This is a genomic window from Phytohabitans rumicis, from assembly GCF_011764445.1.
Lineage (GTDB): Bacteria > Actinomycetota > Actinomycetes > Mycobacteriales > Micromonosporaceae > Phytohabitans > Phytohabitans rumicis.
In genome coordinates this window covers 7,130,816-7,154,223 of record NZ_BLPG01000001.1, presented here as the reverse complement: position 1 = coordinate 7,154,223, position 23,408 = coordinate 7,130,816, and the positions used below count along the sequence as shown (strand labels likewise).

The following is a 23,408-nucleotide window of genomic DNA, read 5'->3' as shown; positions in this document are numbered from 1 at the left end:
GCTCGTGGTGTTCCGGGACGGCGGCGGAAGTCGGGGCAGTTAGACGCGCCAAGACCCGGCCTGACGGTGGGGGGTTACGGCTTTCGGACGACACCGCAGTACTGGTTGACGTCGATGTCGGGATCCTTCGGCCCTGGGCACCAGCGCGTGCAGGGCACGACGCCTGGCTGCAGCAGTTCCAATCCGTCAAAGAACCGTCGGATCTCGGCGGAGCTGCGGTAGACGATCTTCGGCCTGCCGCGTTCGTTCCAGAACGTGACGATGTCGTCCGCCTCGGCTTTCCTGATGTCGTGGCATCCGTGCGCGATGGCCAGGTAGCTGCCGGGCGGCACGGCGGCGGCGAGTTGTCGCACCACTTGTTGTGCTTCCTCCTCGTCGAGGATGAAATGCACGACGCCCAGCAGGGTGATCGCGATGGGTTTGTCGAAGTCGAGGGTGCGGCGCGCGTCGCGCAGGATCGTGTCCGGGTTGTGTAGGTCGGCTTCGATGTAGTCGGTGGCGCCTGCGGGGTTGCTGGTGAGCAGGGCGCGGGCGTGCACGAGTACGAGCGGGTCGTTGTCGACGTACACGATCCGGGACTCGGGGGCGATCGACTGGGCGACCTCGTGGGTGTTGTCGGCGGTGGGCAGGCCGGTCCCGATGTCGAGGATCTGCCGGATGCCCTGGTCGGCGACGAAGTAGCGGACGACGCGTTGCAGGAAGGCCCGGTCGGCTTTGGCAAGGTCGATGATGGACGGAAAGCGCCTGGCGATCTCGTCTCCGGCGACGCGGTCTGATGCGAAGTTGTCCTTGCCGCCGAGCCAGTAGTTCCACAATCGTGCCGAGTGCGGCACAAGCGCATCAAAGTTTGGGTGTGGCTGGCTACCTGTCATGGGGCGCATCTCCGTGGTCTGTCAGGGTGCGGAAGGGCGTCGGAAAGTCGGACGATGGCGTGCGCAGGGTCCAATTGCCTGCTGGACGGGTGCGAGCGGCCCGCGCGGGTCTGGCAGGCGCGCGGCCCGCCGTGTTGACGCTCACCGCGGCTCGATGCCGGCCAGGAGGCCGCCGGTCAGATGGCGGGCGGTCATGTCCTGGGGGCCGGTCGTCGCCACGGCCACCGACAGCGGCCTCACCTGGGGACGGTGAGCACACCAGACGGGACCAACCCGGCGGCGGCTCCCATCTCTAATAGTTCGACGGCGCGGTGTGCGGCTGGTTGGCGCCGGGGGTGCCTGGGCCGGTGTCGGTGGCTCACGGGAGTTGGTTCCCCTCTTGGTGGTGAGGTGGCTAGCAGCCGACGGCTGGTGTGGTGGTGGATGTGGTGCGGGTGACCTGCTGCCAGGTGTGGGTGAGTTCGGTGGTGGCCCGCTCGTACGCGGGCACGCTGCCCGGGTCGAGGAAGGCTGTTTGGTAGGCGACCGGTTGTCCGGTCCGGGCGTCGAAGGTCAGGGTGTAGCGGACGGTGCGGTCCGGCTGCGGCAGGTCAACGTCCATTGCGCTGACGGCCACCGTGGTGCGGCCACCTGACGTGGTCGGGGCGAGAAGGAGGCCGGGGGTTTCGGCCAGCAGCCGCAGGACCGTGGCCCGGACCGGCGTGCTCGCGTAGTGGTTTTCGAGCAGGGCGGCCAGGTCGGCGATCACGTCGGTGGGCGTGCCTGCCCTGCCGGGTAGCTGCCGCCGCAGCATGGCCGGGTCGTCGGCGAGTGGTTCGTCGACCCAGCCGGGCATGTCGCGGTTCCACCTGGTGTCGGCGTTGATCTGCCGGCAGCCGGCGGTCAGCTCGAAGCTGACTTGCCTGCCTTCGCCGCCGGGGCCACGCCACCGGTGGGTGCGCACCACGTGCCGGCCCAGCGGTCCGGTGTGTCCCGGCAGGATGTCCGGGTCGTGGGAGTCCTGCCGGACCTGCAGGTAGGCGTATCTGCCGGGTGCGTCCTGCCCGCGGGCGGCGACCCGGTCGGCGAATGAGCGCAGTTCCCGGCGCACCCGCCGGTCCACAGTAGGGGTTGGAGCCGACAGCATCCCGGCGGGCGACCGCGACGCCCACGCGTCCACGGACGCCGGTGCCGGCGCGGCGGGGGTGGACTGCTGCGGGTGCCCGGTTGGCGGGACGGTGTACCGAACCTCAGGCCGGGCCGGCCCGGGCAGGTAGGCTGCCGCGGCCACGACCGCGGCGGCAGCACAGATCGCGGCCACCGACACCGCTATGGCCACCGTCCGTCGGCGTCCGCGGTCGATAGGTGGTGGTGTCAACGCCTCGTCGTGGTTCACGAACACTCTCCAGGTCTGCTGTGCGTTTGCGGGCAGCCGCTGCGAACTTCGCGGGCCGGATCTGCCGCGGGCGGGTCAGAGGTCGGGGGTGCGGGTACGGCGTCCCTGTTCGATGATCAGCAAGTAGCTGGCGACACTCGCGGCCCGGTCCGTCGGGTCGGCTCCGGGCAGGGCGACGTCCTCGAAGGCCAGGACGTGGCCGGTGCGGGGATCGAACAGCGCGGTCATCCGGCTGCTTTGGTGCTGTGCGGTGACAGCGACCGCGGCTCGTCCGGCCCGGTCGGTGGCAGCGCCGCGGAATAGCAGCCCGCTGCGGGCCAGGCAGGTCAACAGGGCCTGGCGCACGTCGATCGAGGCCAGCAGGTGCGGATGCCAGAAGGCCAGCGACCCGACTGCGTGGAGCCGCTGCGCCGCGTGGCCGCCGTCGGTCGCGTCGAGCTGCGCACACAACCGCTCGGGGTCCGTTGAAAGGTCACCGGCGACCACGGTGAACATGCCGCCGGCAGCAAACCGGCTGGTGACCTTCTGCAGCGAATGGTCGGCCTCTGCCGTCAGCTGAGCGGCTGCGGGACCGACGAGCTCGACCAGCAGGCCGGAATCATCCGGGGCCCGCCACAGCGAGCGTCGAGTCACCTGTGCAACCCCGTCCGCGGCAGCCCACTGCAGTGCATGGGCGTACTCGAAGCCGGCCTGTTGCTGGTCGATGGTCGAGGCGCGGATTGTCCCTGCCAACGCAAGCAGCGGCTCGCGCGCCGGTTGGTCGTGCCCGGCGGTGATCAGCGGGTCCTGCCACCGGCCAGCCCACCCGCCGACCGGTTGTGGGGCCAACACGGCCGATGCCCGATCGTGCGGCCCGTCTCCTGGACCATGGCAGTGACCGCGAGCGTGGCCCCCAACCCGGCAAGCACCACGACGGCGAACGCCCGGCGGACCCGCCGACGGCGCCGCGTCAGGAGCGCCGCCGCCGTCTGCTCGATGCTGTCCGGCTCCACACCGGCATGGCCACTCTCGGCGCTCATCGGCGCTCGATCGATTCGAAGAGCTGTCGGGCATCGGCGGCCTCCCGGTCGCCGAGTTCCTCGAACAAGCGCACCGCCTCGACGAGGTTCGCGGCGGCGCTGTCACACTGGCCCAGGCTCAGGGCCAGTTCGCCGAGCGCCCAGCGGGCGAGGGCTTGGCCGCGCGGCGATCCGCGTTCGGTCATCTGACAGAGCGCCGTGTCCAGTTCGGCGGCGGCGCGCTGGTGCTCGCCAGCGTGGGTCAACACGCGGCCCAACTCGATGCGGGCACGGGCGTGGTTGTACGGGTCCGCGCTGTCGAGGTCGGCGAACACCTCGATTGCCTCGGTGAGGGTGTCGACTGCCCGCTGCACCTCGCCTTTGCCGGCCTGGGCCCGGCCAAGGTTCACAAGCACCAGCCCCGTGCGTCGGCGGTCGCCCGCCTGCTGGTACAGCCGCAGCGCCCGGGTGAACACGCCGACCGCGTTCAGCGGCGACTGTTGCGCCAGAGCCACCTGACCCAACCCGTTCAGCGCGGCGGCCAGCTGGTGTGGGTCGGCCAGTTCCTCGCCCAGGACCAGGCTGCGCGCGAACAGCTGATGCGCCTGGTCGAACCGGCCGCGGTCGTAGCAACCCCACGCGTGCCGGGCCAGGGCGGCAGCCTGGTAGTCGCGGTCGCCGAGCCGCTGCGCACAGTCCACGGCGATGCGGTCGACGACCTCACGGTCCCGGTGGTAGCGGCGCAGATGAAACAGCGGCCACATCGCGTAGGCCAGCCGGAACGCCAGTTCCGGCCAGAACGTCGCCGCGGCCGAGGTCGCCTCGACCAGGTTGACACGCTCCAACTCCAGCCAGTCCAGCGCCTCATCCCAGCCAGCCAACCCCTGTACCTGGACCGGCGGGAGGTCGGCCTGGAACTTCGGTGTGCGCCGCCGGTACGGGGTCAGGATCCGGTCCGCGGCCAGCGCGACGGCCAGGTACCACTGGATGATCCGCAGGATCGTCGCGGCCTGCTCAGGGTCGTCCGACGCGTGCAGGACGGCGTGGTCGCGGACCGCGTTCGGGTAGGTGTACCGGTCGCCGGGTAGCTCGTCGAGCAGGTGCGCGTCCACCAGGATGGTCAACGCCTGCACCGTTTCCTGGCCCGACAGTTGTAGCGCCGCTGCCGCGACGGCTGGCCCGAAGTCTGGGCCGGGGTGCAGCACCAGGAGCCGGTAGCAGCGGGCTGCCAGCGCCGGCAACCCGGTGTATGACGCCTCGAAGGCGGCAGTCATAGAAACATCTCCGTCTGCTCGGATGGACAACGTGGACAGTCGGCCGCGGCAGTGGGCCAACTCGTCGAGCAGCCGACGTATCGGCCACTGTGGACGTATTGCCAGCCGCGCGGCGGTCACAGTCAGCGCGAGTGGCACGCCGCCGCACGCCCGCACCAGGTCGGTGGCGGCGGCCGGGTCGTCGGCCACCCGCCGATCGCCGACAACCCGTTCGAGAAAGGCGACCGCGGACCCCTCGTCCAGCGGCCGCACGGTGAGCACCTGCGCGCCGTCCGCGACCAGACCGGCAAGCAGGGTGCGGGCGGTGACCAGCACGACGCAGCCGGGCGAGGCCGGCAGCAGCGGGCGTACCTGAGCGACCGACACGGCGTTGTCCAGCAGGAGCAGCAACCGTCGGTCCGCGGTCAGCGACCGCCACAGCCCCGCCTGCTCCTCAACGGCGGCCGGCACGCGCTCAGGTGGCACGCCCAGCGAGCGCAACATCCGGCCCAGCGCGTCACCCGCCGACAGCGGACCATTCGGGCTCGCGCCGCCCAACTCCACGTGAAGCTGCCCATCCGGCACCAGCCCGGCCACGGACATCGCGCAGCGCACCGCGAGTGCCGTCTTGCCGACGCCCGGCAACCCGGTCAGCAGCACCACCCGCCGGCGGGCATTGTCGCGGAGAACCTGCTCCAGCGCGGCCAGCTCACGCAGGCGGTCAACCCAGTAGACCGGTGCGGGCGGTAGCTGCCGCGGCGCCGGCATCTGCTGCCACAGCGCGACAATCTCGCCGGCCACCGCCTCATCGGCGACAGCCGCACGCCGCAGGACGGCGCGCAACGCGGCGACCGCCTCGCGGTCTGGGTGACCCTGCGCCCGGCTCAGCACGACCGCGGAGGCCGGATCGTCACTGGTACGGCGCCGCAGCCGCTTAAGGGCCGCCCTGCCGGCCTCGGTGAGCCCGTCGGCGACCTTACCCACCAACGCGGCAGCAACCGCGGCGACCATCGCCTCGTCGATCATGTGGCAGCCACCCGACGGTAGACCGCCGTTCTCGGACCCTGATCGGCGGCGAAGTCGCCGTATCCGTGCTTGGCAACGTGTTTGAGCACCACGCGGGCACCGGTTTCGAGCGCCACTCCCGCCGAGTTCACTGGGGCACGGGCCACCACGCGCATGATCGTTTGGCAACGAGATCGGGGGCCATCTCGTCGGCGTACCCCGTCACCCACCGCGATCGATGGCAACCCGATCTGCACCGCAGGCGCGCCAGCGCCGAGGAGCGGAAGCGGGACGGCAGCCGGAAGGTCACCCGCGGTGACCCGCCGCAGATGCGGGAACCGCGAGCGAGTGGATCCCAATCCCGTTGTCCATTGCCCCATCCGAATTACTCGATCGGAGCTGTGGCGCTCGATGACGTTGCCGGAGTGGTGCTCATCCACCTTGCCGAAATCAGCCCAGTTGTTGTACCGGGACAGGCACAGCCCGCCCTCCGGGTAGTCGTACGGCAGCGGCTGCCCGCTCGCGCCGTCAAAGCTTCCGCCGTACACGGGCTTGCCACGCTCCTCGTAGACCCCGTGCACGGAACGTTGAAAGGGGCGACAGTAGGTGCGGGTGGCCGCCAGCCAGATCGCCCGCATGTCCCGGTACCGGCCGAAGTAGTGGGCGTGACCCGCCTCCGGCCAGAACGCGCCGTCCGGCCCCCAGTACTCGAACGTCAGCTCACTGCAAAAGCGACGCGCATCAAATGTCGCCATCCGCTGCGGAAAGCCGTCGGGAAGGCCGTAGCCGTGGACGTGCCCGAGAAACTCGCCGTCTTGCGGCGACAGCGCACCATCCGTGCGACTCGGGCTCGTCGCCGCGTCACCCACGGCAACACTCACCAGGATCAGGATCGCCAGACCGATCAGGACGGTGCGGCCAAGCCGACCGCGACCGGTTCCGCGCCTGCTCCTACCGGCGCCTGGCCGGGTGGCGGACGGTTGCCGCGTCTGGGCTGGCGCACGCCGGCCCACATCGTTGCCGGTCACGGCTTGTGTCCGATCCGGCTGGCAAACGGCAACCGACTGCGCGGCCGACGGTCCCCACTCGGTTCGCCACTGCTCGGCTATCCGGTCCGCGTCGGCGTGCAGCGCCTCCCGCCGGCCAGGCCCGGCGAACACCAAGAAGGCGACGACGGCGAAACCGTCGACCACGCTGCCCGCGATCCCTCGCGCCCTGGCAACCAGGCCGTTGCCGGCGCTGCGCGTGCCGCTGGCGGCCAGCTCGTCCGTGCCGTCGCGGGGCGCCGCACGCAAAGCACCGGTCGGATCTGCGCCGGCAATCACGGTGTCCGCCTCCGGGTCTAACATGGCTGACCGAGGCTCGGGCAGGCTGGGTGGGCGGGTCACGGTGCGGCGGGGTCGTAGTGCACGCCGACGGGTAGGTGGTCGGAGGCGGCCCGCGCGATGGATGTGTCGATGACGACGGTGTGGCGGATGGCGTCGAGCATGCGGCGGGTGGCCAGGATGGCGTCGATGGGTCGGGGGCCGTTGCGTTCGCTGGGCCAGTGGCCGGTCGTGATCGACCTCGGCTGCCCGAGGACGACGGCGGGGTCGTGCAGACCGGCGTGGGACAGGGTTTGGGCGGCGAGCCGGTTGGCGACGGCGATGTCGGGGTCGTCGCGGTTGTCCCACCAGGGCTGTGGCCAGGCCAGTTCCCGACCGTCCCGGTCGGCGTAGTAGTAGGGGTTGTTCCAGTCGGCGCCGACCAACCCCATCGAGGTGGTCATGGCGTCGGCGAGGAGGGTGGCCTCGTCCGGGCGGCGCGGCCCACCGGCGCGTGGTGGTGCGTGGTAGCAGGCATGCCGGACCCGGTGCCCGTCATCGACGTTCAGTTCCACGCTGATCAGCGCATGCCACCATTGGTGGCCGCGGTGGATGCGCATGCTGCCCGGTGTGGCCCAGATACCGGGCCGCCATAGCAACCCGAGCCCGAGGTCGTCGTGGCCGCCCGGGGTGGCGGCGACGGGGCCGGTGTAGTCCGGCCCGAGCGTGCACCGCATGCCGGTCGCCTCGGCCAGCCACAACGCGGCCTTCTCGGCGTGCTCGTCGCTGTGGCCGGGCAGTTCCTGAACCGCGATCACATCGGGGGCGGCGTCGCGGATCACCTGCTCGACCAGGCGGTGCCGGTCCCGCTCGTCCGGTGTGTCGTGACGGCGGTAGTCCTTGGCGTTGTAGGTCAGAAAGGTGATCACGGCGTCGTCCTAGGCCCCAGCGGCCGCTGCCGGTAGGCGGGTGTGGGTGGCGTGCAGGCTGGTGCTGGAGTCCGCACGTCGGTGGTGTGGGCCCGGTCGAGGAACAGGGTGTAGCTCAGGAACCCTGTGCGCTGCCACGGGGCGGCATCCGGGCTCGGGGTGCCGGCTGCGGCGGTGTTGGTTGTTGAGCTGGCGAGCAGGTTGCCTGTTGCCGGGTCGAAGATCAGGGTCTTGCGGAGCGTCGTGTTCGGCGGGACCGGCGAGGACAGGGTGGTGACGACCGCAATGCCGGTCCGTCCGTTCTGATCGGAGACGTCTTGGTGCACGGTGATGTTCGGCTGCCGGGCCAGCATCCGCAGGATGCCTCGCCGGGTTTCCAGGGGCACGATGCGGGCGCCATAGAGTTGCGCGATCTGGCCGAACAGGTCGATCCCGCTGTTGGGTGGCGGGCCGAGAAGTTGACGGCGGACCGCGTCGGGATCACTGGACAGCGGACCGTCCCACGGCCCCGCCTCCCTCGCGGTCCACGTGTCATCGGTTTCCGCTGGGCAGCCTTTGGCCTCATCGACGGCAAACATTCGGCCCGAGTCGACCGTGTTGGTCCAGTGCTTGATGCGCCGCACGGAGACGGTGACCGTGACCGTGTCGACCGGGCCGGTCGCGGACAGCGCCTGCGGGTCGGCTTCCCAGACCCGGATGTCGGTGTACTCGTAGACCGCCTTGCGGGCCTCGAACGGCGATGCCACGATGTTGTTCGCGAACCGGTCCAGGTCCGCCTTCGCGGACGGCGGCCCGGCCGCGGCCGAGGGCTCGTCGGCCGTCACCGGCACGGGCGCTCCTGACTCGCCGTCGCGCCACGGCAGCGAAACGACCGCCGCCGTGAGCAGCACGACGAGGGTCGCGGCCACCGCACCGAGCGCGGTCCACCGGGCTCGGCGGCGCGAGGTGCCGACCTCGCGCGTCGCGTCGTCGGTCGGTACTTCTGTGCCGCGGTCGGCGAGGGTTGTCACAGGCTGGTCGATCTCGGGATTCACGGGGGTGGTCACGGTGTATGGCCTTCTGTGGTGATCGGACAAAAGGGAGGTCGGCCTATGCCGGATGTACGGCGCTGCCAAGACCGCGCAGGCCGGTGGGGATCGAGAGGATGTAGGTGCCCCAGCCGGCCAGGCAGGAGGCGATCAGGAGGGTCCAGGCCGTGTCCACCGGCCCTGGCCAGGTGAACGTGATGGTGACACCGGCTGCGGCGCAGCCGAGGATGAGCGCCAGCCCTGCGGCGCGGTTAGCCAGTAGCGGCCATCTCGGCGTTGGCCCCAGCGCCTGCGCCTGCGTGGTGATTGGCGGCATGGTCGGTGATGCCTGCGGTGGGGTGGTCGGCGGTGCGGGTGGGGTAGCCATCACTGCCCGACCCGCCACGCTGGGCGCCAACAGCGGCGCGACGCCGGGGTGGCCGTCGCGGGAGGTGGTGCCAGGTCCTGCGCTGCTCATGAAGTTCGTCCCTCGATACGGGTTGTGGGCTGGTGGTGGTGATGGCCGGGGCCGAAGGGCGCAGCACGGTTTGCGGGTGCGACTGCTCGTTCGGAGGCGGGTGAACGGGTGTCGCTCGCGCTGCGCGCCTTCGGCCCCGGCCCGCCCGCCGGGTCGGGGATGCTCGGCGGGCGGCCTCGGTGTTGGCTAGGTGAGGTCAGGCCGGCGGTGATGGCCGAGGTAGAGGTCGCAGCGGCATCCATGGGCGCTGCCGGGCTGTCGGTGCGGGTGTGGGCCACGGCTATGCCGCCGACCACGCCGAAGACCAACACGAGAGTCACCGTCGCCGCTGCGGCGCTCACGGCCCTGGACCGTCGGCGTGGTGGGGTCGGCTCGGGTAATAGTCGGTCGGAGGCGGCGGTCACTTGGCCACCTCCTGATCGCTGCTGCGAATCGGGGCCGTCGTGCTCATCGATGGTCTCCTGTGGACGGTGAAAGGGGTGCGGACTCGGCCGAAGCCCCATGAATGAGGGCCTGTTTGGTGAGCGTCGTTACTTCGGGGCTGTCCTGGGGGCAAAAGCTGGTCTGATCAGGTCGGCAAGCTCGGTCAGCGAGGTGATGACGTAGTCGGCTGCGGCGCTCACGCGGGTTGCCGCGGGTGTCAGTGGTTCTGCGTGGGGCGCCACATGCGGTAGAGGTGGGCGTCGTCGGACACCTCGATGACCGGTGGGTTCATGTCGGTGTAGCCGTGGCGCTGGTACAGGTTGCGGTTCTGTTCGCTGGTGGCTTCCAGGTAGGCGGGGATGCCCTGGGCATCGAGGCGGGCGTGGGTGTGGTTCATGAGGGCGCTGCCGAGGCTCTGGCTCCAGCGGTTGGGGTGCACGGCGAGGAACAGCAGGTGCCAGTGCGGGTCGGTGGGGTGGTTGGCTTCCATCTGCCGGTCGAGGTGCTGGAAGCGGCCGAGGTGTTCGCCGGCGAGGTCGGCCAGGCGTTTGTCGTAGTCCTCGGGTTCGCTGGCGCCGTTGGTGCGGTCGAACCAGACCGCGGCGCCGGCGGCGTCGGTGGTCATGACGACCTGGCCGGCGCCGCCGATGGCGTGCGCGACGTATAGGCGGTACCAGTCCCGGGTGACCGGGCGGCGTCGGTCCGGGTCGGGTACGAGGAAGTGGATGACGTCGATGTGGTCGAACGAGTCGGCGATCAGGTCGGCGACGTGGTCGATGTCGTCCTCGCTGGCGGTGCGTAGGGCCGGGGTGGTGGTCATCGGTTGCCTTTCGGTTAGAGGATGGTGGAGAGGCCGGAGGCGGTGGCGCTGCGGGTGCCGCGTCCGATGCCTTCGTAGACAGTCGGCTTGGTGCGTTTGAGGATCAGGCCCCAGGCGGTACCGGCCGCGAAGATCACCAGGTAGGCGATGGGTGCGACGCGTGCGGGGCCGGTGCCGGCCTCGACGCCGTACATGGCGGCGAGGTTGTCCACGGCGAGGTAGGTGACGCCGAGCAGGATCACGGTCGCGATGAGCGGCGCGATGAGCCGTTGCCACAGGTTCTCGCCGCGCGCGTTGCGGGCGAAGAAGCCGATGACGGCGATGCTGGTCAGGGTGTAGAGAAGCAGGACGCCGAGGCCGCCGGTGGTGCTGCCCCAGTAGAACAGTTGGACGAGGGGTCCCAGCCGGCGATGGCGTACGCCGTGAGCACGACGAAGGCGAGTGCCGTCTGGGCGAGGGAGGCGTTGCGGGGGGCGCCTTTGATGGTGGTGCGGCCGAAGACTCGGGGCAGGACGCCTTCGCGGCCGAGGGCGAAGGTGTAGCGGGTGATGGCGTTGTGGAACGCGAGTAGGGCGGCGATCAGGCCGGTGCCGAGCAGGATCTTTCCGACGGTCACGGCGGTTTGGCCGAGTTCGGCGGCGGCCTCGTTGAAGAACAGGTCGGCGCCTTCGGCGCTCGCGCGGTCGATGGGCTGCGGGCCGGCGGCGGAGATCTGGACCCAGGACGCGAGCATGTAGACCGCGCCGATGGTGGCGATGGTGACGTATGTGGCGACGGGGATGGTGCGCTTGGGGTCTTTGCTCTCCTCGATGTAGACCACGGACTGTTCGACGCCGGCGAACGAGGTCGCGCCCAGGACGATGAAGACACCGAGCATCGGCCCGGACAGGTCGCTGACGGACATCGCGGCGCCAGAGAAGACGAAGCCGGGGGCCAGCATGATCGCGACGCTGTAGAGCACGACCAGGACCGTTTCGGCGATGACCAGGAAGACCAGGACGTATCCCGATAGCTTGATTTCGTTCGCGCCCAGGACGCCGACCAAGATCCATGCGAGGAAGGCCGGGACGTACCAGGGGACGTCGAAGCCGACCCAGGTAGACAGCAGCGGGGCACCGATCGCGGCGCCGAACGCGCCGTAGCAGCACAGTTGGAAGCTGCAATAGGTGAGCAGTGCGCCCCATGAGGTGCCGACGCCCCAGGGGCGGCCGATGCCGTGGGCGACGTAGGCGTAGAAGGCGCCGGCGTTGGGGATGTGCCGGGCCATCGCCAGGTACCCGACCGCGTAGATCATCAGGATCGCGGCGACGGCACCGATCGCGATAGGGAAGCCGATCAGGCCGGTCGCGGCGAGCGCGAGGGGGACGACGAGCGTGATGACGGTCAGTGGCGCCACCGATGAGGCGATGGCTGAGCCGATCGCGAACGGGCCGAGTCGGTTGCGGGCCAGCGCGTTGGACACGCTGGTCGCCGCTACGAGGGGGTTGATGTTGCGGGCACCGTGGGTTCCTCCGGAAGGGTGAGAAGGGGATGGGGGTGGTGCTAGCGCATGGCTGCCTCGCCGACGGCTACGTCCGCGGCTTTGAGCAGTTCGCGCGACATGGGATCCAGGCCCGCTCCGAGCTGCCGTGTCAGTTGGGTTCGCTCGGCGGGGGTCAGAGTGGACAGTGCATAGTGGTGCAGACCCGTGACCAGGAACAGCCCTGCAAGGAGCAGTTCAGACGGGGACAAGGCACGGTCGCGCTGCACTGCGTCGCTGATCGCGTTGGCCGGCGTTCCCGTGGCGATGGAGTCGTACGGCACGTAGCGCACCTTCGTGCCACCCAGCAGCCTGCGGCGCTCGTCGCGCCGGATCAGGCCGGTCCGCGAAAGCCGGTCGATGACTCGCTCCTCGGCGCGTTTCTCGTAGGCCAGGTACGACAGCCACTCGCCGAGATCGTGGCCGCGTTGGCGGTGCCGGTTTTCCGCCTGTGCCGGCGGCGGCCAGGCCCGGCCGCGCGGTGCCGTAGGCGGCCTGCCCCAGCTCTGTTCGGCCGCTACCGGTGCGCGTGCCTGTATCCGTGCCGTTGGCGGCGGCGTCGGCCAGGTCTGCTCTTCGGCGGCCATCTTGATCAGCAGCGGGGCCAGTGCCGGATCGTCGGGCAGTTCAGCGATTGTGCGGAACAGTTCGCCCTGCCGCAGCTCGCAGTATTGGTCGTGGACCAGTTCGGCGAGCAGGCCAGTGGCCAACCCGACCGCCAGGGGCCACTCACCGATGTGGGGCTTGCCGTTGACGCTGTCATGCGCCGCTAGCCACAGGTTGTCGGTGAGCCACGTTGGCGCCGCTGACGGCATGACGGATTCCCTTTCTCACACATTGAGGTCGGTCCCCGGGTGGGGCTGCACACGGGGCGAGGCTGCGGTCACCCTCGGCTTTAGCTGTGCCAGTCCGGTCAATTCCCGTGGATCTCGGCCGGGGTGCGGTGGGCGGTTACGTAGCCGCGACCGGCGCGGGCTCGTTGGCTTTCCCCGCGCTCACCCGCGGTCCCCGGCCGGCGAGACGTGCGGGTTGCCCGGCCAGTCCTCGGCCCGTGGGCGGGTGTTGGTGGCGGGCGCGCCAGGACAGTGGGGCATCGGCTGGCGGGCCGTCAGCGCACCAGTCGGCCGGGCGCCGCTGGAGGCGTCCAACGACCGGGGATCGCAGGGATCTTCGGCAACGCCCGGCACGTCGTCCGGGCAGCCGTCGCCCGAATGCGGTTTCACCGGCCACCACCGCGCCCGGGGCGAGCGCCACCGCCGGGGAGCGATCAGGAACCCCTTCCAGTGCCGCGCCGCAGCCGTCATGGCGGCTGCGGCCGGGACGTGGTCGCGGCGATCCGGCCAGGCCCGCAGCGTCTGCGCCACCGAGGTGCATGGGGGCGCCTGGAAGACGTCGACCAGGTAGGCCGCCAGCAGGGCCTCGGCCTCGTCCGCCATGCGGTGCGCGGCACCGCTGTCGGCGTCACCGCGGTGCACGCGGGCGAGCTCGAACAGCGTCTCGTGGATGGCGCTGGGCGTGTACCGGCCAGGCGTCTGCGACAGCAGCCGCGCCGCATGCGCCAAGAGGTCCGCGCCAGTCCAGGTCACTGCGGCGCAGGCCGGGGAAACCACCTGTGGACCGCGCGGCGGGTGCCGGTGTGATGCTCGAACGGTCACGAAGCCGATACGGCGGGCCGTTCCCCGCACGAGGGCGGCCAGGTCGGTCAGGGTCACAAACACCTCCTCCTGCGCAGCTGTGCCGGGGCGAGTCGAGGCCGACAAGGGACGCCATGCGCCCACCGAAGAAGTGAGCGGCCGTTGACGCGCCGACCGGATGCCTCTAAGACTCAAAACGGCGCAAGGTGATGTCGGCCAGCCATGGACCATTGCTCCGACAATTCATTGACACCACTGTGCGTAGTCGACGGTGATCGGTGGCTGCCATGCCTCGCCGTCCGTGGCTTCTGCGGTCGAGCGGAGAAATGCGTGACGCGCGGTTACACGATGCGGTCGCGTATACGGGGCGTGCCGTCAGCCGTCCTGGCCGTATGCATTGGCGCGATGGCCAGCCGCTGGTCTGCGGCTCGTCGATCAGGCCGCTGCCGCGCTCGACTGCGTCGCCTCGTACCGCGAGAGCCAGGCATCGGCCGCCCGGGCAGGAGGGCACGGCCACGGCAGCCCGCATTCACGAAGGCGGCAGCGGGGCCGACCGATGGTCAACGGGGGCCAGTGAAATCCACACTCGATCCAGGCCCGATCGGGTTGGTGATCGTTCCAGTTCTGTGCCGCCTGGTGGTAGGTCAGCTTGTGATCGCCGGATGGCGGCACCGTCGCGCCAGTCACTACAGGCTCGGTGAGATGGGCCGTATCGCCGCCCCGATGGCGCGCCTGCGACGTTGGGTCAGGTGTCATGTGATGGTCGCTTTCCTAGCGGGCCTGGTTGTGCGATGGATCGTCGACTTTCGACGCTCGCGCATGCCGGGCTTCGTGTTCCTGGTACATCAGGTGATCGAGGCGTCGTTCGGCAGCGATCGGCTGCCACGGTGGCATGCGCGCCGACGTTTTCCGTTGATGGGAACCCGCGTCGCGCAGTGTCGGCGAGGGCCCGGCCACACCGTTGACAAAGCTCCGACATTCGTCACCCGAAGGGGGCGGGCAAAGTGCCCGCTATGCTGCCGGGGCGAGGTCAAGCACCTGCTGCCGGAGCTGTACCGGGCGCTGGACGCGGCCGTCGGAAAGCGCCGGAGCATCGTGGCAGGTCTGCTCGTCCAGGCGTACCGGGCCGCGGACGCGGTGGCGGACAAGTTCGGCTTCTACGACCTGTCGGCGTGCGTCATCGGCCTGATGATGGAGGCGGCGCGGGAGTCCGGCGACGAGCGGGCTATCGCCGCGGCCTCCTACGTGCGGGCGGAGACGTTCTGCCAATGGGCAGTACGAGGTTGGCCGGGGCATGTTTGGAGCGCACTACGCAACGGCTCAAGCCCGAGGCGGGAAACGGCGCCGCGGCGGCATACGGCGCGTTGCACATGCGCGCGGCGGTCCTGGCCGCGCGGGCCGGCAGGCTCGCGAAGGCCAATGATCATCTGCTGGAGGCCGGCACCTGGGCGCATGGTCTGCCCGACGGTGGCTACGCGGGCACCGTCTTAGGCCCGGCGTCCGTGCGTATCCACGAGGTCGCGTTGGCCGTCGCCGGCGGCGATCCCGACGCCGCGCTCACCGTCGCGGCGCGCTGACAGCCACGGGCCGACCTGCCCGCCGAACGCCGTTCGCACTTCTACATCGATCTGGCCAGGGCGTTCGCGATGGTCGAGTCGCCAGAGCAGACGCGTGACGCGCTGGTGACCGCTCGGGCGATCGCACCCGAACATGTGCATGATCACCCGCAGGTGCTCGAAACCCTCGACGGGCTGACGCGTGGCCGACTCCGCCAGGACGCGCAGGTGCAGGCGTTGGGGCAGTGGGTCGGCGAGGGCCTCGGCGTCAACTCGCCGTTGCCGGGCCGCAGCAGGTCCGGCAGTTCCCCCAACAAGCTGATCACACCGAACGCGTCGGCGGTGGTGACCGGGTCGTCTGCCCACAGGTGACCCCACGGACCCCGGCGGATCAGTACCGGGCACAGCCCGGCGGCCCGCGATGCCACGATGTCGTTGTCTCGCTGATCGCCGACGTAGTGATCCCACACCCTCGATCGAGGATCACAGCTGAAGACTGTCGAAAATCGCACCGACGATGTGGTCGGGGTCTTTGCCGTGGCAGTCGATGACATGCTGCGGCCAGTCCTCGCCGGCCAGAAACTGCCGGGCTTCGCGGTACAGCTCCAACTCCCGGCGCGGGCTGCCCACCATCTCCAGCCGGCTCAACGCCGCGCCCTGCCTCAACCGGCAGGTCATCACCTCGGGATCGTCCTCCAGGTAGATGCTCGTCGCCGGCAGGACGTACTGGTTGTAGGCCCAGATCTCGTCAAGGTCCAGTCCGTCAACCCGCTGCAGGACCATCGACGACTGGACGTACCGATCGGTGACCACGTGCAGGCATTCATCCAGCGCCGGGATGATCTCCGACTCGACGTGAGCGGCGCGGTCCGCGGCCACGGCGAGCGCAAGCGGCCGGCCATGCAGCACGGACTCCGGCGTGCGCAGCAGCCGCCCAAGCGCACTCTGGGTGGGCTCGCTGGTCAAGTGGACCCGCTTGTTGGTGCGCTTCTCCAAGCGAGTCGCCAGCAGGCCTGCGATCGTGGTCTTTCCCACGCGGTGTGGGCCCTCGACCGCGATGAACAGACTGGTCATGACCGATCGGCGGACACGGGCGGCAGCGGCAGAGCCTGCCGCCCGGCCGGAACGACCATCCACGGCCAACGGCTCTGAGATTCGGAGGGAGTCCGCGCCCAGCGGGTACGGACACAAGTATCGACAATGATTGGTTGATTCACCAGGTGCTCCTTGCCGGCCCTAGCGGGGTCACGCGTTGGCGATGACGAGATCGCCGTGGTCTTCCTGGGCGGGTACCCCCGGCCGGATGGCGCGGTCGCGCCGGCCGGGCCTCCCGGTGCGCCGGAGTGCTCGAACGAGAACACCTCCGAGTTAAGGTCATCGCACCGCATGTCGGACAGCCACCACGGACAGGACTGACAATTCGTTGACATCGCACTCGCGGACGGGAGCGACCAGCATGATCAGCCCGGAAGACATCGCCGCCGCCAGGCAAGCCCTCGGCGGCCGGCTCGCGGCGCTGCGCCAGGCCGAGGGGCACAACCAGCATGCGCTCGCCGGGATACTGTTCACCTCCCGCAGCAGCGTCGCCAACATCGAACGTGGCCGGCAAGCCGGCACCCGCGACTTCTGGGAACGCTGCGACACCCTCCTGCACGCCGACGGCGCCCTGGTGGGCGGCTACGACGAGCTCCGCAAGCTGGAGGCCCACCAGCGGCGCGAAGCCGCCGGCGCCGCTGCGAGCACGGGCGTCGCCGGCCCATCGCCGCTACAGGTCGCGCCGGGCGACCGCTGCGGCGCGAACAGCGCCCTCGACGCGGTACGCGACGGGCTCCGCGCGGCGCTGATCTCCTACCGGCCAGTCCGCCACGCGGCAACAGCCGGCCGGTCCGTCCGCGAACTGTGGGCGGCGACGGCGTCCATCCACGCCGTATACCAGCGCGGCGACTACGGCTCCGCCGCCAGCCGGCTGCCGGTGGTGCTCGACGACGCGCACCGCCTGGCGGACACGACCACGGGCCGGCACCGCGAGCGGGCGCTGCGGGTGGTCGCCGCCGGATACCTCGCGGCGTCGAAGCTGGCCAGCAAGACCGGTGACGGCGCGCTCGCCTGGCTCGCCGCCGACCGCGCTGGTACCGCCGCCAACCTCGCCGGCGCGCTCTCGCTCGGCGCGGTGTCGACCTACCAGACCGCCTGTGCGCTGCTGCGCCTACCCGGCACCGCCACGCAGGCCGAGACGCTGGCCGTCGCCGCCGCCGACGACCTCGGACAGCCAGCCCGCGAGCCCGACGCCGATCTGCTGTCCGCGCGCGGCGCGCTGCTGCTGCTCGCTGCCGTTACCGCAGGTCGTCGCGGTGACCACGCCGACGTACGCGGCTACCTCGACGCCGCCACCGCCACCGCCAGGCAACTCGGCCGAGACGGCAACCGGATGTGGACCGCCTTCGGGCCGAGCAACGTCGCGATTCACCAACTGTCGATCGCGGTCGCGATGCGGCAACCCGACGAGGCGGTCAAGATCGGCCAACAACTCGACCTGAGCCGTCTTCCAGCCGGCCTCGGAGGACGCCGGGCCCAGGTGCACGTGGAACTCGCCGCCGCCCACGCCCAACAGCGCGACGGCGACGCCGTCGCCGTCCTGCACCTGCTCGAAGCCGAACGCGTCGCGGCGCAAGCAGTGCACGTCAACATCGGCGCGCGCGACCTGCTGACCGTCCTACTCCACCGCGAACGACGCTCAGCAACGCCAGGGCTTCGCCCGCTCGCGCAACGGGCCGGGGTGGCGACCTGACATGGGATCAACCCCACACCGCCCGGATCGGGTGCTGTACCTGGTGGTGTGCGCCGCGCCTCCAGCACGCGCCATCGGCGAACTGGTCGACCTACTCCAGCAGAACGGCTGGACGGTCTGCGTGATCGCCACGCCCGAGGCGGTGTCGTGGATCGACCCGCAGGCGCTTGCCGAACAGACCAGCCACCCCGTCCGTTCCACACACCGGCGCCCGGACGATCCCGACGTCCTGCCACCGGCGGACGCCCTCGCCGTGGTCCCCGCGACCTTCAACACCATCAACAAATGGGCCGCCGGCATCAGCGACACGTTCGCCCTCGGCATCCTCAACGAAGCTCTCGGTCTCGGCATGCCCGTCGTCGTGGCCCCCTACGCCAAACCACCCCTCGCAGCTCACGGCGCGTTCCAACGGAGCCTGGAATTCCTCCGCGACAGCGGCGCCACGCTGACCCCCACCGAAGCGATCCGCCCACACCAACCCGACGAGCCGTTCCGCTGGTCCGCGGTGCTGCCCTTGTTGACCCGACCCGCGCAGTAGCCGATGCGTAGCCAGCAGCGGGCCGTCGGCCGCAACTTCGCCGTTGTGTTCGACCACGGCGAGGACTTCTTCGCCGCCCAGAGCGAGTTCTGCCGCGCCAAACCAGATCCGGCAAGGATTCATCCCGGTCTTCATCGCCGGCTTCTCCGAGGTCACGACTGTGAGCACCTGCCAGAAGCTCACCGACCCGCACGCGCCGGCGTGGCCGTCGGTCTCACGGCGCACAGCGCCACCGGACACACCAGCCACCTACTCACCGCGCAGGTCCAGTTCCTGACCGAGATGCTGCTCATCGAGGTCGCCGAACCCGCCATTACCCGCCAGCAGAACCCCGACCTCTACGACATGCCGCTCCTGCGCTTCGGCGCCTAAATGCGACCGCACAGCCCGGTGGACCCAACCCGAACCGGTGACGCCACGCGGCGTCCGCCGTTCCGGCGGCTCGGCCGCAGCCACCCCTCAGCCTAGGGTGATGACAACCCGGTCGCCTGCGAGCCAGCGGAGCCCACCCCGTGGCAGACATTTGCCACCTCACCGCCTCGGCCGTCGTCCTCGACGACCACGACCGCGTGCTCTGGTCGCCACCAGCGGCAGCGGCTGACGCCCCCGTTACGAGTCCGGCGGACCCGCACAGGCCACGCTAGGCGGCAACCGCGACGCCTACAACCGAGGCCACGATCCAGCCGTGCGAATTCGCGGGAATGCGATGGGCTCCGTCGGCGTGGTGCAGCCGGGGCAGGCCGCACGGATCGTCAGCGATGATGGACCGATGCGGCTCCTCATTCTTGGCGGCACCTGGTACCTCGGCCGCGCCATCGGCGAACTCGCCCTTGACGCCGGATGGCAGGTCACCACGTTCAACCGAGGCGTCTCGGCACCGGACCTCGCCGGGGTCGAGGTGGTCCGCGGCGATCGCGAACGCCCCGAAGACCTGCGCCGACTCGCCGAGCATGGTCCCTGGGACGCGGTCGTCGACACGATTGGATACATTCCGAGGCAGGTCCTCGACGCTGCGACCGCCCTGTCGGCCGTGGCCGGTCACTACGTGTTCCTGTCGTCCGTCAACGTCTACACCGGCTGGCCGAACGAGCCGTTGGACGACGATTCCGCGCTGTTCGCGTGTCCGCCCGACGCGGACGCGACGTTCGGCGCGGATCTGGGCTACGCCGGCCAGTACGGCGCCCTCAAGGCAGGGTGCGAGCGCGCCGTCGTCACGGCCCTCGGCGCTGACCGGTCGACCGTGCTGCGCCCCGGTATCATTCTCGGCCCCCGCGAGTACGTGGGCCGTCTGACCTGGTGGCTCGGCCGCGCCGTCCGGGGCGGACAGCTGCTGGTTCCGGGGCCGGCCACCCGAGCGATCCAGCCGATCGATGTGCGAGACGTCGCCCAGTTCGCCCTGCACTGCGCCACCGCCCAGATCGCGGGGGCCTACAACGTCACCGCGCCGCTCGGGCACGGCACGTTCGCCGACCTCATCGGCGGCTGCATCGCCGAGACGAAGGCGGACACCGAACCCGTCTGGGTCGATCCGGACTGGCTCATCGACCACGGCGTCGAACAGTGGACCGAACTGCCGCTGTGGCGCACCCACCCCGGGGTCTGGGCCGTCGACAGCAGCCGCGCGTTCGCCGCCGGGCTGCGCTGCCGGCTGCTGCGCGACACCATCGCCGAGACGTGGACCTGGATGACCAGCGGCGGCGCCGCGATCACCGGGAAGGGTGAGGCCGCCCGAGCCGCCGACCACGGGCTGCCCCCGACCGGGAAGCCGAGTTGCTGGCGGCCTGGCGGCAGGCCGGTCAGGCCGGCGGCAGCGCGGGCGGCGTCTCGTGAGTGGTGACGAACCCGGATGCGAGTTCGGCCATCCGCCGCGCCTTCGGCACACCCCGCCATTGGGGCTCTGACAGCACCCTCTGCACCCGGGACAGGCGGCCGACGAGGCCGATGCGTCGCCAGTCCGCCGGCATCGGCCACAGCGGCGCCAGGGTTTCCCGAGCGCTGTCGAGTTGACCGCCGAGCAGTTGGCAAGTGGCCAGGTCCACCCGCGCCTCCGCGGGTACGGTCGACCATGGATCCGCGGGCTGACTACCGGCCAGCTCCAGCGCGGTGGCCGCAGCCGCGATCGCCGACTCAGCCCGGCCCACCTGCAACCATGCGGTACTCACGCTGCGCGCCTGCTGCGCCGCGCTGTAGCCGAACTCGCCACCGACGACGTCATGCAACAGATCCTGACCGTCCACCGTACGGGCCTCCTCGGCCGCGGTGATCGCCTGCTGCACCTGATCGGCGGCACCGCGGTGCGACCAGGCGCGGGCCAGCACGGACAACGCACGAACCCGCGCGACGCCGGCCGGCGCGAGCGCTACCGCAGCCTCGGCGTACTCGACCGCCTCGGCGGGCTGCCCGGTCCAGTACGCGATCGTCGCCTGCATCCCGCGTGCGTACGCCCGGACGCCGTCGTGGCCGATCACTTCGCCGTAGGTGTAGGCGGCGCGGGCGTAGTCCTTAGCCAAGGGCCACAACCCGAGATCGATACTTTCGCTGGCCAGCAGGCCCGCCGCCTGCGCGACGATGAGGTAGAGCTCCTGTTGCTGGCCGGGACGACGCGTGCGCTCCAGCAGGCTGGCGGCCAGGTTGCGTAGCCGCAGGGTCTCGGTCACTGCGACCGCCGGAGCCAGCCGGGTAAAGCTCCGCGCGATCCGGGTGGCCTCGTCGCGCAGTTGCTCAATGGTGGCGTCTGACACGGCCCACGCCCCTGCGTCCATCGCGTGTTCGCTGGTCTCCCGCGCGGCGTCCATGATCGAACGCGCCACCTCAACGTACGCGTCGCTCGAAGTATCGGCAAACCCACCCGCGCGACTGGACGACCGCGCGGTGGCGGCAAGCAACTGCTGTTCGAGCAGAGTGATCTCGTCGTAGTCTGCGGTAAGGACACCGTCGGTGTTGAGCAGTTGGTCGCAGCGCTGCCAGAACTCGCGCTGCGCGCGCTGGCCGCCTGTCTCGACGTTCGCGATGGTCGAACGCCCGTAGAGGGTCAGCGGCGCGAACTCGTGCTGCGTGTAGCCGGCGGCCTCCCGGAACAACCTCAACCGCCTGCCCAAGGCTCGGCGTCGCTCCCGAACGTCATCAGGGCCCACCGGCGAACCTCCCAGACCCCACGAGGGCAAGGCAGGCATCCTGCCGTGCCGCTCTGGCTATGGCCATACGCAGCCGAACATGCGCCTGCCGGTGTCCAGCACACCGAGCGTGCGTGCCGTCATTATCGGTAGTCGCCGGTGCCGTCGTGCAGCCTTGGTGGCCCGGCTCGGGACGTGTTCGCTCACCCGCGCCTTACGACGGTGGGGTGTGACCTGCAACGACACCGGTCCGTTCGTGCAAGGCCGCGAATGTCAAAGTTTTGTCGGAATTCGTCGGTCCGCGCCTCTCCCGGCACTGCGGGGACCGTCACGGTGGCCCAAGACGGAACCCAGCCCGTCGGGTGGCGACACGACGCAACCCGGCGACGCCCTTGCGATGAGCGATGGCGAAGGTCTGTCACATCCGCCGGTCGGCGACAGCGACAGCCGCCTTCCGGCGCGGTCAAGGCCACAGGGCACGGCATCAATCGCAGCGGCTGAGTCGGCTACACCTCCTCGCCCACATCCATTTCGGCGCCGCTAGTTAGCCGAGGAACTGGTGGCATGCCGGGGATCCGCCGGTCGTAGCGTTCGATTTCCAGCTCGGCCTTCCGCCACCTCAAGCGCGGCCTGCCGGTTCTGCTCCTCAGCCCTAATCAACGCGCGAGCGCCTCTTGGAGCGCTGTTTCGCCGTGGCCTACCGACCGCAGGAGGGCCGTGCGTGAATCGGGTGGCATCCCGGTGCCGAGGGAAGCTGCTTGCACTGCGGCGGCAAGAGTTCGGCTGGTGTGCTCGGTGAGGCGCCCGGCGGCGCCGCTGTTGAGGATCTCCTTGGCGGCGTAGGCGTCACCGCAGGCGGCAGCCGTCGATTCGATCTTCGCGATCACTTCGTCGATTGGGATGGCATCGCCGGCGAGGTCGACCACGAGCAGGCCGAGCCGGACCAAGAACAGCGCGTGTTCGGCCGGCTGGTCCAACCCGCAGTAGGCCCCGATCATCGCGTCGATAGCGACGCTGGTGGGCCGCTCGGCCAGGGACGAACACATTACGGTCAGGCACGCGGCGATGGCGTCCTCCCAGGGATCTGCCGTCGCGGTTTGCTTGAGCAGGGCGATCGCCGTGTCGGGGTTCCCGTCGAGACAGGCGGCGATGACCGCGATCTGGCGGCCGTCGAAGAGCCGTTGGCCGACGCCGTTGTGGTGTTCGGCTTGGTGCAGCGCCTCAGCCCAGCGGCCGGCGCGGCACAGCGCGCGCAGGCCGTCGGCGAGCAGGACCGTCCAGAGCCATTGGACGACGTCGCGGTGGTCGTCGCCGGGCCGGATGATGGTGTCGAAGGCGATTGTTCTGCCGTCGACCACGGCGTCGCTGCGGCTCTTTGCCCCGTGCAGCAGGTCGCGGAGGATTTGGTATCCGGCGGTGCCGTTGCCATCTCGGGTGTGCAGCCGGCCCAGGTTGACCAGCGGCTGCAGGGTGGCCTTGGCCGTCTGCTGGTCGTGCGGCCCGTGGGCGGCGAAGATGTCGAACTGCCGCCAGCACAGATCGCGGGCGAGGTCGGGCAGGCCGCAGTCGCTGGCGATGAGTGCGGCGAGGTTGTGTGCCTCGGCGCCGCGCCGCAGCGGCTCGTCGTGGGCGTGGCTGGCGAGGTCGGCGAGGTGGCGGACCCGGTCGACGCGGTCGGCGAGTGACCGGCACACCGGCTTGCGGCGCGGTACCAGTGGGAACCGTTCGGCGGCGCGGGCGGACGGGATCGTTGCTGGGGCAGGCAGGGGTGACGTCATGAGGTGCTGACCTCCTTG

22 protein-coding genes and 1 pseudogene are annotated in these 23,408 nt (G+C 70.3%); 6 read left to right on the top strand and 17 right to left on the bottom strand.

All coding sequences use genetic code 11. The features are described from left to right. Positions 1 to 74: 74 nt before the first annotated feature. The 14 genes from Prum_RS32615 to Prum_RS32555 all read right to left on the bottom strand — a co-directional run bounded on the left by Prum_RS32615 (position 75) and on the right by Prum_RS32555 (position 13,695). Entirely contained in the window at positions 75 to 881 is an 807-nt protein-coding gene (locus Prum_RS32615) for an SAM-dependent methyltransferase (RefSeq protein ID WP_218577433.1), read from the bottom strand. A 385-nt stretch (positions 882 to 1,266) separates the two neighbouring features. Then, positions 1,267 to 2,247: a hypothetical protein gene (locus tag Prum_RS32610; RefSeq protein ID WP_173079940.1), complete on the bottom strand. Its 981-nt coding sequence runs from the start codon at positions 2,245 to 2,247 to the stop codon at positions 1,267 to 1,269. 75 nt (positions 2,248 to 2,322) lie between these two features. Further along, complete coding sequence (locus Prum_RS32605) at positions 2,323 to 2,979, bottom strand: hypothetical protein (RefSeq protein ID WP_173079939.1); 657 nt, start codon at positions 2,977 to 2,979, stop codon at positions 2,323 to 2,325. A 44-nt stretch (positions 2,980 to 3,023) separates the two neighbouring features. Then, entirely contained in the window at positions 3,024 to 3,266 is a 243-nt protein-coding gene (locus Prum_RS32600; RefSeq protein ID WP_173079938.1) for a hypothetical protein, read from the bottom strand. Next, positions 3,263 to 5,524 (bottom strand): tetratricopeptide repeat protein, encoded by a 2,262-nt coding sequence (locus Prum_RS32595; protein WP_173079937.1) that lies wholly within the window; start codon positions 5,522 to 5,524, stop codon positions 3,263 to 3,265. The genes Prum_RS32600 and Prum_RS32595 overlap by 4 nt, the downstream gene beginning before the upstream one ends. After that, positions 5,521 to 6,852, bottom strand: a complete 1,332-nt coding sequence (locus tag Prum_RS32590) for a hypothetical protein (RefSeq protein ID WP_173079936.1) — start codon at positions 6,850 to 6,852, stop codon at positions 5,521 to 5,523. The genes Prum_RS32595 and Prum_RS32590 overlap by 4 nt, the downstream gene beginning before the upstream one ends. A gap of 35 nt (positions 6,853 to 6,887) precedes the next feature. Beyond that, positions 6,888 to 7,736: an endonuclease/exonuclease/phosphatase family protein gene (locus Prum_RS32585; RefSeq protein WP_173079935.1), complete on the bottom strand. Its 849-nt coding sequence runs from the start codon at positions 7,734 to 7,736 to the stop codon at positions 6,888 to 6,890. Then, the gene (locus tag Prum_RS32580) at positions 7,733 to 8,782 is read right to left on the bottom strand and encodes a hypothetical protein (RefSeq protein WP_173079934.1); all 1,050 of its coding nucleotides are present in this window, start codon (positions 8,780 to 8,782) and stop codon (positions 7,733 to 7,735) included. Before Prum_RS32580 ends, Prum_RS32585 begins: the two co-directional genes overlap by 4 nt. A gap of 43 nt (positions 8,783 to 8,825) precedes the next feature. After that, positions 8,826 to 9,221: a hypothetical protein gene (locus tag Prum_RS32575; RefSeq protein ID WP_173079933.1), complete on the bottom strand. Its 396-nt coding sequence runs from the start codon at positions 9,219 to 9,221 to the stop codon at positions 8,826 to 8,828. A gap of 640 nt (positions 9,222 to 9,861) precedes the next feature. Then, complete coding sequence (locus Prum_RS32570; protein WP_173079932.1) at positions 9,862 to 10,464, bottom strand: GNAT family N-acetyltransferase; 603 nt, start codon at positions 10,462 to 10,464, stop codon at positions 9,862 to 9,864. A gap of 14 nt (positions 10,465 to 10,478) precedes the next feature. Further along, the gene (locus tag Prum_RS52255) at positions 10,479 to 10,706 is read right to left on the bottom strand and encodes a hypothetical protein (protein ID WP_246278237.1); all 228 of its coding nucleotides are present in this window, start codon (positions 10,704 to 10,706) and stop codon (positions 10,479 to 10,481) included. Positions 10,707 to 10,792: 86 nt separating this feature from the next. Further along, positions 10,793 to 11,926: an APC family permease gene (locus Prum_RS32565; protein WP_246278236.1), complete on the bottom strand. Its 1,134-nt coding sequence runs from the start codon at positions 11,924 to 11,926 to the stop codon at positions 10,793 to 10,795. Between the two features lie 80 nt (positions 11,927 to 12,006). Then, positions 12,007 to 12,798: a GPP34 family phosphoprotein gene (locus Prum_RS32560; RefSeq protein WP_173079931.1), complete on the bottom strand. Its 792-nt coding sequence runs from the start codon at positions 12,796 to 12,798 to the stop codon at positions 12,007 to 12,009. 180 nt (positions 12,799 to 12,978) lie between these two features. Further along, entirely contained in the window at positions 12,979 to 13,695 is a 717-nt protein-coding gene (locus tag Prum_RS32555; protein WP_173079930.1) for a hypothetical protein, read from the bottom strand. A 1,220-nt stretch (positions 13,696 to 14,915) separates the two neighbouring features. Between Prum_RS32555 and Prum_RS32550 the strand changes: the two genes are divergently transcribed. After that, a complete protein-coding gene (locus Prum_RS32550) occupies positions 14,916 to 15,194 on the top strand; it encodes a hypothetical protein (RefSeq protein WP_173079929.1) in 279 nt (92 codons plus the stop codon). A gap of 69 nt (positions 15,195 to 15,263) precedes the next feature. Next, the gene (locus Prum_RS32545; RefSeq protein ID WP_173079928.1) at positions 15,264 to 15,545 is read left to right on the top strand and encodes a hypothetical protein; all 282 of its coding nucleotides are present in this window, start codon (positions 15,264 to 15,266) and stop codon (positions 15,543 to 15,545) included. 111 nt (positions 15,546 to 15,656) lie between these two features. Here the strand turns inward: Prum_RS32545 and tmk are convergent, their stop codons facing one another. After that, complete coding sequence (tmk, locus tag Prum_RS32540) at positions 15,657 to 16,310, bottom strand: dTMP kinase (protein WP_173079927.1); 654 nt, start codon at positions 16,308 to 16,310, stop codon at positions 15,657 to 15,659. 319 nt (positions 16,311 to 16,629) lie between these two features. Between tmk and Prum_RS32535 the strand changes: the two genes are divergently transcribed. The 4 genes and pseudogenes from Prum_RS32535 to Prum_RS32520 all read left to right on the top strand — a co-directional run bounded on the left by Prum_RS32535 (position 16,630) and on the right by Prum_RS32520 (position 20,336). Beyond that, positions 16,630 to 17,961, top strand: coding sequence for a helix-turn-helix domain-containing protein (locus tag Prum_RS32535; protein WP_173079926.1), 1,332 nt, complete (start codon positions 16,630 to 16,632; stop codon positions 17,959 to 17,961). Position 17,962: 1 nt separating this feature from the next. After that, positions 17,963 to 18,499 (top strand): flavoprotein, encoded by a 537-nt coding sequence (locus tag Prum_RS32530; RefSeq protein ID WP_173079925.1) that lies wholly within the window; start codon positions 17,963 to 17,965, stop codon positions 18,497 to 18,499. A gap of 3 nt (positions 18,500 to 18,502) precedes the next feature. Beyond that, a pseudogene (locus Prum_RS32525) lies at positions 18,503 to 18,871 on the top strand (PCC domain-containing protein). A 313-nt stretch (positions 18,872 to 19,184) separates the two neighbouring features. Further along, a complete protein-coding gene (locus Prum_RS32520; RefSeq protein WP_308785392.1) occupies positions 19,185 to 20,336 on the top strand; it encodes an NAD-dependent epimerase/dehydratase family protein in 1,152 nt (383 codons plus the stop codon). Here Prum_RS32520 and Prum_RS32515 read toward each other — a convergent pair. Together Prum_RS32515 and Prum_RS32510 are read right to left on the bottom strand one after the other, a co-directional pair. After that, complete coding sequence (locus Prum_RS32515; protein WP_281369065.1) at positions 20,296 to 21,672, bottom strand: helix-turn-helix domain-containing protein; 1,377 nt, start codon at positions 21,670 to 21,672, stop codon at positions 20,296 to 20,298. The two genes, Prum_RS32520 and Prum_RS32515, sit on opposite strands and share 41 nt — an antisense overlap. A gap of 596 nt (positions 21,673 to 22,268) precedes the next feature. After that, positions 22,269 to 23,390, bottom strand: a complete 1,122-nt coding sequence (locus Prum_RS32510; RefSeq protein WP_173079923.1) for a hypothetical protein — start codon at positions 23,388 to 23,390, stop codon at positions 22,269 to 22,271. Between the last annotated feature and the right edge of the window lie 18 nt (positions 23,391 to 23,408).

Bases quoted from the DNA above. Each gene is read 5' to 3' on its own strand.
- Prum_RS32575 (WP_173079933.1), bottom strand. From the start codon at position 9,221: ATGAGCAGCGCAGGACCTGGCACCACCTCCCGCGACGGCCACCCCGGC.
- Prum_RS32545 (WP_173079928.1), top strand. From the start codon at position 15,264: ATGGTCGAGTCGCCAGAGCAGACGCGTGACGCGCTGGTGACCGCTCGG.
- Prum_RS32510 (WP_173079923.1), bottom strand. From the start codon at position 23,390: ATGACGTCACCCCTGCCTGCCCCAGCAACGATCCCGTCCGCCCGCGCC.
- Prum_RS32615 (WP_218577433.1), bottom strand. From the start codon at position 881: ATGCGCCCCATGACAGGTAGCCAGCCACACCCAAACTTTGATGCGCTT.
- Prum_RS32570 (WP_173079932.1), bottom strand. From the start codon at position 10,464: ATGACCACCACCCCGGCCCTACGCACCGCCAGCGAGGACGACATCGAC.
- Prum_RS32600 (WP_173079938.1), bottom strand. From the start codon at position 3,266: ATGAGCGCCGAGAGTGGCCATGCCGGTGTGGAGCCGGACAGCATCGAG.
- Prum_RS32590 (WP_173079936.1), bottom strand. From the start codon at position 6,852: ATGTTAGACCCGGAGGCGGACACCGTGATTGCCGGCGCAGATCCGACC.
- Prum_RS32560 (WP_173079931.1), bottom strand. From the start codon at position 12,798: ATGCCGTCAGCGGCGCCAACGTGGCTCACCGACAACCTGTGGCTAGCG.
- Prum_RS32535 (WP_173079926.1), top strand. From the start codon at position 16,630: ATGATCAGCCCGGAAGACATCGCCGCCGCCAGGCAAGCCCTCGGCGGC.
- Prum_RS32530 (WP_173079925.1), top strand. From the start codon at position 17,963: ATGGGATCAACCCCACACCGCCCGGATCGGGTGCTGTACCTGGTGGTG.
- Prum_RS32595 (WP_173079937.1), bottom strand. From the start codon at position 5,524: ATGATCGACGAGGCGATGGTCGCCGCGGTTGCTGCCGCGTTGGTGGGT.
- Prum_RS32515 (WP_281369065.1), bottom strand. From the start codon at position 21,672: ATGCCTGCCTTGCCCTCGTGGGGTCTGGGAGGTTCGCCGGTGGGCCCT.